The organism is Shewanella xiamenensis (assembly GCF_024971755.1).
Taxonomy (GTDB): Bacteria; Pseudomonadota; Gammaproteobacteria; order Enterobacterales; family Shewanellaceae; genus Shewanella; species Shewanella xiamenensis.
The window spans coordinates 1-14172 of sequence record NZ_CP079717.1; the positions used below are offsets into that span (position 1 = coordinate 1).

Genomic DNA, 14172 nt, shown 5'->3' on the forward strand with positions numbered 1-14172 from the left:
TCGTTTGCACATGGCATCTGACATCAAGTTAGGGTATGCCTCAGTCTGACAGTGATGAGTCGCAGGCGTTCGGATCGGCATCGGTTTCGCTCCCGGTCTTGGCGCGCGCCTGGAAGCGCTGATAGCACTCCAGCCCGCAGAAGTGCTCGACGTATTCCGCGCCTTCCGGGGTGAAGGCGGCATCGAGCGGGATTTCCTTGCAGCACACGCAGCAACTGGTGGCAGTCGGATCATTTGCATTCATGGTGGCACCCCTCCATTGACTGACGAAGACGGCGAATGCCGCCGCCGGCATCGGCTTGGCGAACAGGAAGCCTTGTCCTGTGTCGCAGTCCGCTTGTCGCAACAAATCAAGACTCGCCGATGTTTCCACGCCTTCGGCCACTACTTCCATGCCAAGCCCATGCGCAAGCTGAATCACGGTGCGCACGATGGTCTGGTCGCGGTGGTCGTTGGCGAGTCCGGCGACAAACGATTGGTCGATCTTGAGCGTGCTGATGGGGCAGCATTTCAGGTGTTGCAGGCAGGAATAGCCGGTGCCGAAGTCGTCGGCGGCGAAGCGCACACCGATCTGTCGCAAAGCTTCCAGGGCGGGGAAGATCGCCGGATCACCGAACGCAACCGATTCGGTCAGCTCAATTTCAAGATACGCGGCGGGCAACCCGGCATCGGCCAGCACGCCCTTTACCCACTTGTCGAAATCTGGCCCCACTTGGCTCGCCGAAACATTGACGGCCAGCCGGAACGGTTGCCATGCCAGCACCCGCCAGTCGCGCATTTGACGGCAGGCTGCGCCCAGCACCCATGCGCCGATTTCCGGCATCAGGCCGGACGATTCGATCACGGGCAGGAACTGGCCCGGCGGCAACAGTCCGAGCGTCGGATGACGCCAGCGCAACAGGGCTTCCGCGCCGACAATCTGCTCACTGCGCAAATCGACAATCGGCTGGTAGTGCAGCTCAAGCTGCCCGCGCTCGACCGCCTGCGCCAGTTGCGCCACTGTCCATTCAATTGGCTGGGAAGCGCTCATGATCGACCTCTGAAGGCCCGCAGCAGCCGCGTCACAGACAGGACAAACAAGCCGGTCAGCGTGAGGGCTGCAATACCCCAGTGCTCGCCGATGAACGCGCCGGCCGTCGTGCCGGCCAGCACAATGGCGAGAATCGGCAAATGACAGGGACAGGTGAGCACCGCCAGCGCACCCCACAGGTAGCCGGTGAACGGCTTGTGTGTCTCGGCCGGCATGCGCTCGGGGCTGTTCATGGCAAACTCTCCGCATGCTGTGCCGGCGCGGTCGGCATGGCGGCCAACTGCACTTCCAGATTGGCCAACGCTTCGCGCCGGCGTTCGACGAACTGACGCAGCACAGCAAGCTGCGCGGCAGTTTCATCGCAGTTCGCCGCATCCAGCGCCCGGCACAGCCGCGCCAATGCGCCGAGGCCGATGCCCGCCTCGAAGGCGGCCCGCACGAAGCACAGTCGCTGCAAGGCGGCGTCATCGAACAGGCCGTAGCCACCCGTGGTGCAGGCGACTGGCCGCAGCAATCCGCGCAGCAGGTAGTCGCGCACGATATGCACGCTCACCCCGGCATCAAGGGCCAGCCGGGACACCGTGTAGGCGTTCATCGAACACCTCCTTTTGGTCGGTTCACGGCAATGCATATACCGTTTCGCCGAGTTCAATCCGCGCGCTGCGAATCCGATGCCGGTGCCGTAGAACATTGGGTCGATATCCGATCACGGTGTCCTAGATGACATGGTCTGCAACAGATGTCGATTAAACTCCTGGCCCAAGCCGAAAGCCTCGTGGACACTGACGATCGCCAATCCTTCCAATCCTTGATGCTTGGAGGCCCAGTCTTCCGCCGTCGGGACAGATGCAAAGAAATGTACATGGCAACAGAAGGACTGACGAACGTCGGCTGCTTCCTGCGGCAATACCAAGGACACCGCCATGCCGGCAGGTTCGACAGCCTGTATCTCGCTGGGTGAAACCGTGAGTGAAACGGGTGCTCCGGTTGCAGCGCAATGCGATGAGACGCGAGCTGTACGGCCGATCAGCGCCGGAAATATCAAGGTGTCCAGCGCGCACCAGGCATACAGACGGCGGTCGTCAATTTCAAAGACATACGAAGTCTCGCGCAAGGTGAGGCCGTAGCCGATGATGTTCCCATCTTTGTCATATTCGGTACTGGTGGCCTGTTCGAGTACGGCGGCCACTCGCTCAGCGGGCCAGTCGAGAATCCCGGCAAGTGTCGTTCGTGAAACCGGACGCCCCTTGGCGAGTTCCCGCAGTAGCGGGACCAAGAGATCCGCAGTACCATTGGTACGATTGACCGAAGTGAGACGTTCTAAAATATATGGGGCGAGCTTCATGGTTCCATCTCCTTTCATCCTGCGCAGCAGGACAATTGTTTGACATCCTTGGTGAAGGTCTGCGCCGCGAGCTTCAGCCCCTCGACCATCGTCAGGTAGGGGAACAACTGGTCGGCCAGTTCCTGCACCGTCATGCGGTTGCGAATGGCGAGAACAGCCGTCTGGATCAATTCGCCGGCTTCCGGGGCGACGACCTGCACGCCGATGAGCCGTCCGCTACCTTCCTCGATGACCAGCTTGATAAAGCCGCGTGTGTCGAAGTTGGCAAGCGCACGCGGCACGTTGTCGAGCGTGAGCGTGCGACTGTCGGTTTCGATCCCGTCGTGATGCGCTTCCGCTTCGCTGTAGCCCACGGTTGCTACTTGCGGATCGGTGAACACCACGGCCGGCATCGCGGTTAGATTGATGGCAGCATCCCCTCCGGTCATGTTGATCGCGGCACGGGTGCCGGCCGCTGCCGCCACATAGACGAATTGTGGCTGGTCCGTGCAGTCGCCGGCCGCGTAAATGTGTGGCGTGCTGGTGCGCATGCCCTTGTCGATGACGATGGCACCCTGCGCATTGACGGTGACTCCCGCCGCGTCGAGTGCCAGGCTGCGCGTGTTCGGTGTCCGTCCGGTAGCGACCAGCAGCTTGTCGGCACGTACTTCACCGTGTCCCGTGGTCAGCACGAATTCGCCGTTCACATGCGCGACCTGGCTGGCTTGCGTGTGTTCCAGTACCTTGATCCCTTCGGCACGGAAGGCCGCTGTGACGGCCTCGCCGATGGACGGGTCGTCGCGGAAGAACAGCGTGTTGCGAGCTAGGATCGTGACCTGGCTGCCCAGCCGGGCGAAGGCTTGCGCCAGTTCCAGCGCGACCACCGACGAGCCGATCACGGCTAGGCGTTCGGGAATGGTGTCGCTGACCAAGGCCTCGGTCGAAGTCCAGTAGGGTGACTCTTTCAGGCCCGGAATCGGCGGCATGGCCGGACTGGCACCCGTGGCGACCAGGCAGCGGTCGAACATCACGACGCGCTCACCACCCTCGTTCAAACTAACGATAAGGCTCTGGTCGTCCTTGAAACGCGCTTCACCGTGCAGAACGGTGATGGCTGAATTGCCGTCCAGGATGCCTTCGTACTTGGCATGACGGAGTTCTTCGACACGGGCCTGCTGCTGGGCCAGCAGCCGCTCGCGCAAGATCGTCGGCGGTGTGGGTGGCATGCCGCCGTCGAATGGGCTTTCCCGGCGCAGATGGGCGATGTGGGCGGCGCGGATCATGATCTTGGACGGCACACAACCGACGTTGACGCAGGTGCCGCCGATGGTGCCGCGCTCAATCAGCGTGACCTGCGCGCCTTGCTCGACGGCCTTCAGTGCTGCCGCCATCGCGGCTCCACCGCTGCCGATCACGGCGACTTGCAACGGGCGCTCGCCGCCGCTGCCCTTGTCGGCGGCACCCATCCAGCCGCGCACCTTGTCGAACAGCCCAGTGCGGTTGTCGGTCGGCGGGGCATCGGCGAGCATCGCTTTGTAGCCCAGGCCAGCCACGGCGGCGGTCAGTGCGTCCGGCGCTGTGCCTGGATCAAGGGCGAGCTGGGCCGCGCCCTTGGCATAGGACACTATGGCAGATTGGACGCCGGGTACTTTTTCCAGCGCTTCCTTGACGTGCGCCGCGCACGAGTCGCAGGTCATGCCGGTGATTTTTAGATGGGTCATGCGACAGATCCTTTTTCGTTTGTGGTAGCAGACAAGGGCGTCAGATGTGCTGCGCTGCCGTTTTCAGTGCCTCACTTCTTGACGCTGGACGGATAGCCCGCGTCTTCGGTGGCCTTGGTCAGCTTCTGCACGCTGGTCTTGGCATCATCGAAGGTGACAACCGCTTCGCGTGTCTCGAAGGTCACGTTAACTTTGCTGACGCCTTCGACCTTGGAAATCGCCTTCTTAACGGTGATCGGACAAGCGGAGCAGGTCATGCCCGGTACGGACAGCGTGACGGTCTGGGTGGCGGCCCACACGGGGGCAACAACGGCAGCGATGGCGAGAGAGGCAAACAGTTTTTTCATGATGAACTCCTGTGATTAATAGAAAAATGGCATGACGTAGGGAAATCCGAGCGCGACCAGAACCAGCGCGGCCACGACCCAGAAAATGAGCTTGTAAGTAGCGCGCACTTGGGGAATCGCACACACATCCCCTGGTTTGCAGGCTTGCGCCGGTCGGTAGATGCGCCGCCAGGCGAAAAACAGCGCCACCAACGCCGCGCCGATGAAGATCGGGCGATAAGGTTCCAACACCGTCAAGTTGCCGATCCAAGCGCCGCTGAACCCCAGGGCGATCAGAACCAGCGGCCCCAGGCAGCAAGCCGAGGCGAGGATGGCGGCTAGCCCGCCAGTGAAGAGCGCCCCGCGCCCGTTTTGAGGTTCAGACATACGCTTGTCCTTTCAAATCTGGATTGGATAGCTTAAGCTTACTTCCGTACCAATGTACGGAGTCAAGCGATATGGAAAAAAATTTGGAGAATCTGACTATTGGCGTTTTCGCCAAGGCGGCCGGGGTCAACGTGGAAACAATCCGGTTCTATCAGCGCAAGGGCTTGTTGCCGGAGCCGGACAAGCCCTATGGCAGCATCCGCCGCTATGGCGAGGCGGATGTGACGCGGGTGCGCTTCGTGAAATCAGCCCAGCGGCTCGGATTCAGCCTCGACGAGATCGCAGAGCTGCTGAGGCTGGATGACGGCACCCACTGCGAGGAAGCCAGCAGCCTGGCCGAGCACAAGCTTCAGGACGTGCGCGAAAAAATGACCGACCTGGCGCGCATGGAAACCGTGCTATCCGAACTTGTGTTCGCCTGCCATGCGCGGCAAGGGAACGTTTCTTGCCCGCTGATTGCTTCGCTGCAAGGGGAGAAAGAGCCGCGTGGTGCCGACGCGGTGTAGCCGAGGGTAGTTACGCCTTAGCGTGCTTTATTTTCCGTTTTCTGAGACGACCCCATGATCACAGTTTAAACTTAGGGGGGTAACATGTTAAAATCTTTGGATATTACAATTTTGTACTACGATGAAGAATTTTCACTCGTTTTGAAATCTGAGTGCCTCTCTGGTTGTAAAATTTCTGATAGTGGCAGAGTAATCATTCCGGCCAATGCTAAGGAAGGTAAGCTCATCGTGGCCGTATTAGAAGGAAGCGTTCGTGTACTCAATGCTCTTGGAGACAGAGCGTTGCCGGCTCAACAAGTAGCATAAGTGAATCGATATATGCTGCGTTCTTCATTTATATCCAGCGTTTTAAAGCAGTTTAAATCCGCATATAGAATTAAACTGGATCTAAAGCCTACGAACCTTATACCTAATAAGCATAAAAAAACATGCAAGCATGGTTATGAGGCTAAATGCCCGTTTTTAACTTCTGATTGCCTCTTCGATTTAGTGGCCACGCAAGCCGTATCTCTTCAAAAATCAGATTCAGAGTTAGTCCAAAACCCCGTAGGAAACAACATGCCAATCGTATATTGCGTAGTTAATAGTGAAGATCAAAGTCTAATGGACATCTTGGATATTGTCGAAAAGCTAGCCCGTGAATTGGCCTTTAATCTTGAAGTTGTGAAATTTTCGGAAGCGCTTATTCACCTTAATATTTGTGCCAATGATGTACTTCATTATTATGAAATCTTATCATTTTATTTTGACCGGGCTTTCAATCTGAATTTGTCTTCTGAATTGATTATTAGAATTAATGGTGCACATAAGTTCTTGAGTGATTTTTATTCTGCGAGCAGTAGAAACTTACTCATTGATAATTGTGATGTTTGGTTGGATTAGCAGCCTTAAAAATTGTATACGTAATTTTCTAAATGTTTATGGGACGTAGAAATTTATTTGAGGCACTTATATTACTAATGCAATATCTTGATCCTAAGTACTTTTAATCTAATAAAATCGGTTTCACTAATATCATAACAATGTAGTATTCACAGCGTACTTGATTCTTAGTTGCTGATATTCACTTTTCGCCAAGCAGTTGCAAAACATGCTCACCCAAAGCCTCAAATCCCTCCTGACACCACCAAAATGTTCAGAATCTCTATTATGGTGGTACCATAAATAACTCGACCCCTCCCCCGTCTACTTCCGCTCTAACTTGACATAAGTGTAATTATGTCAAGTTAGGATTGACTAAAGATGAATTCAGTATTATGGTGGAGCCATAATACTTGTTTTTCGTATTTGATCTGCCTGATTGCAGTAAGCATTAAAAAATTGACGTTTTATGGTGGAGCCATTTTACTGGGAGGGATTATGAGCGGAAAAAAATATATGGCCCCGGAGTGGCGTTATCAGTATGGCGATAAACCCAAAGGAAAGCGAATGCGATTACTTTCTGTTGAAGAGGCCCAACTTGCCAATCATTTTCTTCGCCGGCATATTCGACATACCATGAGCAATATCTCACCGACACGATATCAGCATAACTTTATTCACTTCCATGATACAGCTGAAAAATTCTGGATGTCTGCTTCAAGATTACTTCGCGCCATCAAGCGAACGCCTGTCCCTAGCATTGAGCATGAGAGTATGGATGAATTGAATGAGCTGTTGAATTCAATATTTTCGGATGAGGGGTGGCGCTGGGTCCGTAAAGAAATTAGTCAGTTGAAAAAAAGAGAGAATAAAACCCGAATTGAATTGTCTTCAGAGCTCGTTTCTAGACTAAAAGGACTTATGGAAAGAGAGGGGTTGCGTACGATTGATGAAGCTATCTTTCACTTGTTGTCGCTAGATGTAACCCTTCGCATGGAGGAACAATTGATTGTGGAAGAATAACCCTCACCTTATCGACTTGTTAGCAAGGGTAGGTTTTGATGAATGACATTATGAAAACCGAAAGTTTTTCTGTAATTTCGAACATAGATGGTGAGCTAAAGCCGCATAAAGTCAAAGACTTATTGCTCGATAGACGAACCCTTCTTCAGAATGAATTACGTTCATTGTTGGAGTGTGACATTGAATATGCTCAACCGCAGCGTATTTCTGAGCTGATTTCATTGTTGCTCAGTGATTTTGAATATAACGGCCATAATTTACGTGAAAATAGCCTAAAGTCACTCTGTCAGCATTGGGATGTTTTTCGACGGTGGTGCGGTGAACATAACATTGTGCACATCCCATGTTCTGTAGACAATTTTGAGCGATTTATCATCGAACTGGCGCCCACTGTTAAACATAATACTTTGAAGGTTTATTCCTGGGCGGTGCAAACTTATCACTTAGCTGCCGGTTTACCTTCACCTACTGAGCCATTAAAAATTAAGCATTTAATGGGCAAAATGGAAGAAGTTAAGCTTAATAATGGTGAGTTTATTGGTCAGGCCGCGGCATTCAATTTGAAACATTTGGAAGTGCTTAAACAAGCCTACTCAAAGAGCGAACGCTTAATTGAGCGGCGTGATCTCGCTTTGCTTATGACGGCTTATGAGTCCATGTTGCGTGAATCCGAGTTAGCCAGAGTTTCATTTGAGCATTTGAATGTGGCTTATGATGGACGTGGTATTTTGCTTATTCCGATCACCAAGACCCGTCATTCCGGCGAACCTGATAAAGTGATTTTGAGCCATGAATGCATGGCCGCGATCAACGATTACGTGGCCTTGGCCAATCTGGAACGCAAGGGACTCATTTTTAAGCGTGTGCATAAATCAAATAAAATTGGCGAGCAAATTAAGCCTTTGAGTGGTTATGCAATTGATAGCATTTTTTCAAATGCCTTTAAGTTTGTTAAAACTCATTCACCTCACTTATTACGTAGCGAGCAAGTGTGGAGTGGTCACTCAGCGCGTGTCGGTGCGTGTCAAGATCTCTTGGCAGCAGGCTTTTCGCCTATGCAGGTTCAAGTATCTGGGCGTTGGAGTTCACTCGTCATGGTTTATCGATATGGAAGAGATATATTGGCTGAAGATGGTGCCATGGCTAAGTTTAGACAAAAAAGTAACCCGTTGTAGAAAGGAACACAAAATTGACCGAATATTATCAGTCTCTTAAATGCGTTTGTGAAAATGCACTAATCCATCTTTACCTTGAAATTGGCTTAGTAGAAAAATATGTGACAATTGCCACCAGAACAAACATATTGCGAAAATATATAAAAGAAAGAATTAAATTACCTTATTTGAAATCTTGCAAAAAGGAGCTCAAAAAGCTCTCTCTGGTGCCTGACTCGATTAATCTCGAGCACGAGATTTGTAAGCTATTAGACAATCTTGAAGTCTATCGTGGAAAAGGTGAGGCTGAATCCTACTTATTTGACTTCCTTGGGGACCTGCATTTGGCCACTCAATTAATGGTTCAATTGAGTACTCCATCCACTGTTGCTCATCCTGGTAATATTTATCTTTGTAACGACGAAATATTTAACAAGCTAGACGGTCAAGGGAGGTATTTGGAACCAGTAACGCTTTTTGTCTATGTTCAAGTATCGAGTGAAATTGAACAGTTAATGACGTGGATAGATTTGGATGGGCGGTTCAATGTTCAGATGTTGTCACAGCATGCAAATCACGCGAAAATAGCTATAAACCCAAAATAAGGGCGAAAAAAAACCAACTAAAAAGTTGGTTTTTTTCCCGTAGGAACCCATTCCCACGTTGGAGGACACACCTTTGATAAATCAACTGTGTGAGACTTCATGATACTTAATTTGGAAACAAATGGAAGAGGAATGTGAGAAAATCAATCTGGAGAGTTCAAAATTGAGCAAAATTCACGCATAGATTAATAGCATTCCTACAATAAAAGGGTCAGTATGCGGTAATTGGTAGGGGAGATTTTATTATTCTGTCTAAAATCGACGCTGAAACGATGCCATTAGATCATATTTGCCATTAAAATCATTGAAGTGTCAGGAAGGAATTAGAATGATGAACGCAAACCCAATGAATGCATCAATCAAGCTGGTATATTCAAATGATATCTATGATATCTATATTTCAACCAATACGAGCAAACAAATACAAGCTAATCACACTAAACAAGCTTTTCTCTACTTTAAAGGAGAGTTTTATAACATGCGCCCAAATGCAGGAGTAGAAATTTGTTCTCGAACTCAGACAGAATTTTTACTTTCCATCATGACTCGGTTTGGCTCATTTTGATAATTTTCCACTAGTGCGTAACCTATCTTTGGCTTAAGTTGTTTGTTAACCTCATAGCGGATAAAGATCTGGCAATGGGGTTCTGATTTTTTACAAAATGTAATTTAAGCTGCTGACTAATATAAATAAACCATCAACTCATCCATGGCCGAAGGAAACCCGCTTCGGGCAGCAATAACCAAACTGCTTGAATTAAAATGGTTAAACGATAGTGCCCCCCAATGACCGCATGCCATATTCCCTCTCTCCAAATAGCTCCCAAGTCAGAAAATCTGCCATATTATTCAATCACAGCTATTGGAGTCCCATGCACCTCTAGGCAACTCACAACGGCCCAAACAGTTTATGTTGGAGAGGAATTCGGGCTGAACGACCAAGCCCCCCCAGCTCATACCGTTCTAGATTAACTATGACCAAAAATAAAGATTCATACTAATTGCCACAACTTAGTCCGAACCGTACCACAACCGAGTATTAAAGTATCATACTCCTTGTGGCTTACTTCGGGAAAAAAGTTACATAGCGAGGCGCGAGCGGTGCAGCTCTTGACTATCCGTGTGTATTTGCCTTATTAGACTCGGCTGATGGTGTTGCTCGACGCCAATCACTTTCACACGCTACGCCTCCGCACATATTCGTGGAGCCGCAGGTAACGGGCATCTTGCGCAAGGTTTGGCGCGACCAGCACGATTTGATCTAAGCATTGCCCCAACTCCCGAGGTATCCACTGTTGGTCGACAATCACGGCATTCAGCAAGCTCAGTGCATCAGTTGGATATTGGCTGCACAAACCCGATTCGTGAAGCCTATGTACGACAAAGTGCGGGTGTTCAATCGGTTGCAGCCAGTCCTGCACAGCGGCCAAGGCAGCCGGGAATTCACCTCGGGCGGCAATCACCAGACGAGTTAGAGACTCGGAGATTCGTCGAGTGGCCAAGTCGCGGGATTTTGGCCAGATCTGTTTCCAGAACAATTGGGTGCGGTTTTTCCAGTAGTCCTCACGCTGATCAGCGGCACCCTCAAGTGCCTGAGAGAGCGCCTGCGCGGATTCCTCCAAGCCTTCTTGTGGAAGCACACCAATCGCAGCACGGAACTCTTCTACGGTGTATCCATCGGTCGGACCCAATGCGGCGTAAGTGAGGAAGGTTGCGAATTGCTGGCGGTGCTCGCCAAGATCGACATAGTGGTTTGCACTATCCAGAAACTGTGACTTGAAGGCTGTCAGCAATGGCTGGTACAAGCGTGGTGACCAGAGGAAACCTTCCCAAGCTGCCTTGGCTTCAACGGGATTGTTCCAGCTGAACAGTGGCAGCAGGTGCTGTTCGGTCCAAGGGCGATCCACACGTAAAAATGCAATCAGCCGCGAACCCATCAGCACCCGACCATGGCGGAAGCGATCTATCTGCACGTCGCATAGTGTGGTGAAGATGGGCTTTAAATCAATAGGCAGCAGATCGTTGTCATTCGGGTTCTGCTTGAACCAAAGATTGATCAAGGCTTGAGTAACATGCCCAATAGGGTGGTTGATTGCAGAACTGACGGGATCGTATGTTTCGACACCATTACGGATGATGCGAGAACCTGAGCCAGATTCTAATGGCAGCGAAAGCACACGACGGCACAACTCCAGCAGAATGCCCTCGTGGCGATTGCTCGATTTGGATGCAGCTTCCATCCACCACGTTAAACCGTGAGCAATCTCATGAAGCACGGCATCGGGCATGATCTGAACCAGCGGTGCTGCGTATCGCCATGAGCGCAACACCTTTCCTTCTTCGGCCCAGGCCTGCAGAGCTTCGCGCCATCTGCCAGCGGGCCACACGTCATCCTGCGCCAAATCACATAATGCGGTCAGACTATGAAAAAATCGTGAGCGGCAAACGTCACGCCACGTATCTTCGTAGAAAGGTCGCCGTCCGGGCGTCGGCTTTGTGAGCCATTTTACCAGTTCCTGCCGTTTTCGAGGTGCAATGTCGACGTCCCGACTGTCCTCGTAATCCGGATCGCCAGTACCGCTCATCCAGTGTGAGAACTCGTCACGCTCATTGGTCGCCAACTGCCATTGCGGATTGGCCGTGGATATTTCCGCTAAGCGTGCCGCTGCAGGCGCACCCAAAACGAGACCCGACGTGTTCAGTTTGGCCAAGTACTGCCAGACGGAGAGAGCCACCAAGTCTTGCCACCGATCGTCCTCCAAATCGTCTGGGTACATCTCGCGCGGTGGGCCTGCCAATATGGCTGTTTCCAGACGTTCCTGTGCAGCCCCTGCCAAATGCAGCCCCTGCAGAACGAACAGTCTGAACACCTCCCGCCCTGTATCTGTGGACCACAGCCACCATGCGCTTTCCGCCAGCAACCAATCCACCCACTGTTCTGTCGCAATGCAGCCATCGTGGCTCGCGGCAAACAGCGCTAAACGTTTAAAGGTTGGATACGGCATTTCAAACCAAGCCTGAGCCATACGAATGGCACGCGCGTTGTCACTGGCGTTAATTTCCAACCACGCATCGCGCAGCAATTCGATCAGGCTTACCCAGTCGCGGAACCCCCGGTTCTGCCAGTGTGGCGTGATGGATGGCAGATCCCAATGCGAACGGTCGCTACGGTTGTCGGCCTCGCCCAACTCGCAGAACAGATCCAGTGCGTCACGAAGCAGTTGCTGGAAGTCCTCAAACAGCTGCGGCAGAGCTGATTTCCATGGCTCGTCAGCAAGGTCGCGCATAGCGGAATGCACGTGATAAGTAGTCAGCACCAGTTCCCAGTCCACCAACTGCTTGATATTTTGGGGATCATCAGTACTGCTCGAGTCGTCGCTCAAGCGAAACGGCTTCTTCAAAACCACCTTAGGTGCAAGCAGATCGCGTAACTCCAGACGCAATGTGGTGGTTAAGCCTTCACGTTTCAGACGACCTTGCCAACGATACAGATCCGAGGAATGCCATGGGGATTTCACCCGACCGCTGAGCAGTAGCCGCCACAGGGTACTCATCAAGGGGCCAGGGATCGCCTTGGGGGCATGCAAGCGAATTTCATCCAGCTCTGAGGTTTTGCCTTCACGCGCCAGTGAAGCAAAGCGATCCAGTTCGTGCTCAATCAACCACTGCCACCGGTCGTGCATTTGTCCACCGCGCTCAGCAATCCAGATGATCAATCTCGGGTCATCCAGGTGGCGTACCAGCCAGCGGGCAAGATGAAACATCACATCATCCCACTGGCTGCTGGTTAGGCCGCCAGTGGCCAGCAGCATGGATGGGGCACAGTCATAGGGTGCGGGTCGGCGAATCAGGCTGAAGCGCAGATTGGCGTCCACATCATCGTGTGGCGACACGCCAAAACGGGCCAGATCGTCGTGCCCAAAACGTTCATCCGAGAAGAGCTCCAGCAGCCAGTCCAGCGAAGGGGTAGGATTGAGGTCCGCAAAGCGCTTTGCCGGTAAACCTGATTTATCTGACAAGGCCCACAGCATACGGCCAACGAAATTGTCCTGCCGAGTGCAGTCCTGTGGACGGGCCATAGCATGTTTGACGACGATGGCTTCTTTGCCTTGCACGCCGTCACGGTAGATCTCTGACCATGCGTGCAAGGTCTGGTGCAGCGCAGAATGGTCATGGCTGCCAGCCGGTACGTTATAGAGAATAGGTGTGACACCCTTCGCTTCCCATTCGATGGTTTTCCGATACTCCTGCCCCGGCTCACAATCACCCAGTGCCCAAGCTTGCGGCGTTATTTCACCCAGCATCCGATCTGCTGCTAGCGCATCCATCATGTAGCGCAGTACCGGATCGTTGATGCTGTAGCCCACAAAGCAGACCACATAGTTGCGGAACAACTCGCTCACGAAGCGCGCTGCCCAGCGCTCCGTCAGGTAGGCGAGGCCGAAATCTCCGCTGGTGACCACCAGACGGTTAAGGGCTGTGTCATCAGCCTTTTCCGGCAGCAAGCCGTGCAGATAAACCAGTCCATCCCAACGGCTGTTCTTCGGGAGCGGAAGCATTGGGGCGCCGTAGGCTTGAAATACTTGACCCGTCCGTTTGGCGGCAACGTGAAAGATACGGTCGAAGTTGGTGGTGACCAGCCGAAGTGCACCCTCGCGGCTGCGAGCCAATCGCAACAGTGCCGCCTGCGTATCAATAGCACCCTTGCGCCGGAGTTTCGGCTTCAGGACCTGTGCCAGCGCGCGGCGGACGGCCATACGCTGCCCCGGCAAGCGCCGTTCCAGCAGGTCCAGTGTGGCGTCGAACTGCCAGCGCTCGAAGGGCTCACGCTCAATGACTGAAAGAGTTGTTCCGTTCAGCTGGTAAATCTGCTCTACCAAACCCTTGAAACCCGGTAAACCAGCAGGGTAGGAAATTCCTGCTCCGCAGAAGAACACCACGCGGCCTTCCTCGTGCGCCTGCAAAAGTGCATCCGGAATGTCAGGGCCGTGGGTGACGAATTGCATTTCTTTTCTTCCTATCCAATGTGTATGTTCATTCGAGCAAATGAGGGCTTAATGGGGATAACAGTTTATTACTGCGCATGCACGTTTAACTATCTATATGCAAAGAACTTATCAGTTTTCTACCAAATACACCATCTGGAAAAACGCGCAAAACATTTTCACAGTATTCCTGTAGGATAGGAATAAAGGGGTGAGCAAGTCACCCCAAGGATTGAGACTTTATAACTCT

At 52.3% G+C, this 14172-nt stretch carries 15 protein-coding genes; 7 read left to right on the top strand and 8 right to left on the bottom strand.

Annotated features, from left to right (window positions below; all coding sequences use genetic code 11):
* Nucleotides 1–40: 40 nt before the first annotated feature.
* From KXJ80_RS22515 to KXJ80_RS00040, 7 genes are all read right to left on the bottom strand, one after another.
* Nucleotides 41–1030 (bottom strand): DUF3330 domain-containing protein, encoded by a 990-nt coding sequence (locus tag KXJ80_RS22515; RefSeq protein ID WP_001276635.1) that lies wholly within the window; start codon nucleotides 1028–1030, stop codon nucleotides 41–43.
* Nucleotides 1027–1263 (bottom strand): broad-spectrum mercury transporter MerE, encoded by a 237-nt coding sequence (gene merE, locus KXJ80_RS00015; RefSeq protein WP_001087810.1) that lies wholly within the window; start codon nucleotides 1261–1263, stop codon nucleotides 1027–1029. The genes KXJ80_RS22515 and merE overlap by 4 nt, the downstream gene beginning before the upstream one ends.
* Nucleotides 1260–1625, bottom strand: coding sequence for a mercury resistance co-regulator MerD (gene merD, locus KXJ80_RS00020; RefSeq protein WP_000995361.1), 366 nt, complete (start codon nucleotides 1623–1625; stop codon nucleotides 1260–1262). The genes merE and merD overlap by 4 nt, the downstream gene beginning before the upstream one ends.
* 111 nt (nucleotides 1626–1736) lie before the next feature.
* The gene (gene merB, locus KXJ80_RS00025; protein WP_000761850.1) at nucleotides 1737–2375 is read right to left on the bottom strand and encodes an organomercurial lyase MerB; all 639 of its coding nucleotides are present in this window, start codon (nucleotides 2373–2375) and stop codon (nucleotides 1737–1739) included.
* Between the two features lie 14 nt (nucleotides 2376–2389).
* Nucleotides 2390–4075, bottom strand: coding sequence for a mercury(II) reductase (merA, locus tag KXJ80_RS00030; protein WP_000149288.1), 1686 nt, complete (start codon nucleotides 4073–4075; stop codon nucleotides 2390–2392).
* 71 nt (nucleotides 4076–4146) lie between these two features.
* Nucleotides 4147–4422, bottom strand: coding sequence for a mercury resistance system periplasmic binding protein MerP (gene merP, locus KXJ80_RS00035; RefSeq protein WP_000732290.1), 276 nt, complete (start codon nucleotides 4420–4422; stop codon nucleotides 4147–4149).
* 15 nt (nucleotides 4423–4437) lie between these two features.
* Nucleotides 4438–4788, bottom strand: a complete 351-nt coding sequence (locus KXJ80_RS00040; RefSeq protein ID WP_001294666.1) for a mercuric transport protein MerT — start codon at nucleotides 4786–4788, stop codon at nucleotides 4438–4440.
* 71 nt (nucleotides 4789–4859) lie between these two features.
* Here KXJ80_RS00040 and merR point away from each other — a divergent pair, with 71 nt between their 5' ends.
* The 7 genes from merR (at nucleotide 4860) to KXJ80_RS00075 (ending at nucleotide 9502) form a co-directional block, all read left to right on the top strand.
* Nucleotides 4860–5294 (top strand): mercury resistance transcriptional regulator MerR, encoded by a 435-nt coding sequence (merR, locus tag KXJ80_RS00045; RefSeq protein WP_000414383.1) that lies wholly within the window; start codon nucleotides 4860–4862, stop codon nucleotides 5292–5294.
* 84 nt (nucleotides 5295–5378) lie between these two features.
* Nucleotides 5379–5600, top strand: coding sequence for a TIGR02922 family protein (locus tag KXJ80_RS00050; protein WP_069455560.1), 222 nt, complete (start codon nucleotides 5379–5381; stop codon nucleotides 5598–5600).
* 12 nt (nucleotides 5601–5612) lie between these two features.
* Nucleotides 5613–6176 carry a hypothetical protein gene (locus tag KXJ80_RS00055; protein WP_069455561.1) on the top strand — a complete coding sequence of 188 codons (564 nt, stop codon included), beginning with the start codon at nucleotides 5613–5615 and terminating at the stop codon, nucleotides 6174–6176.
* Between the two features lie 360 nt (nucleotides 6177–6536).
* The gene (locus KXJ80_RS00060) at nucleotides 6537–7178 is read left to right on the top strand and encodes a hypothetical protein (RefSeq protein WP_259474350.1); all 642 of its coding nucleotides are present in this window, start codon (nucleotides 6537–6539) and stop codon (nucleotides 7176–7178) included.
* Nucleotides 7179–7216: 38 nt separating this feature from the next.
* Nucleotides 7217–8353, top strand: a complete 1137-nt coding sequence (locus KXJ80_RS00065; RefSeq protein WP_259474351.1) for a tyrosine-type recombinase/integrase — start codon at nucleotides 7217–7219, stop codon at nucleotides 8351–8353.
* 14 nt (nucleotides 8354–8367) lie between these two features.
* Complete coding sequence (locus KXJ80_RS00070; protein ID WP_259474352.1) at nucleotides 8368–8937, top strand: DUF2913 family protein; 570 nt, start codon at nucleotides 8368–8370, stop codon at nucleotides 8935–8937.
* 328 nt (nucleotides 8938–9265) lie between these two features.
* Nucleotides 9266–9502, top strand: coding sequence for a hypothetical protein (locus KXJ80_RS00075; protein ID WP_259474353.1), 237 nt, complete (start codon nucleotides 9266–9268; stop codon nucleotides 9500–9502).
* Between the two features lie 610 nt (nucleotides 9503–10112).
* Here the strand turns inward: KXJ80_RS00075 and dsr1 are convergent.
* Nucleotides 10113–13943, bottom strand: coding sequence for an anti-phage defense-associated sirtuin Dsr1 (gene dsr1, locus KXJ80_RS00080; protein WP_259474354.1), 3831 nt, complete (start codon nucleotides 13941–13943; stop codon nucleotides 10113–10115).
* Nucleotides 13944–14172 lie beyond the last annotated feature (229 nt).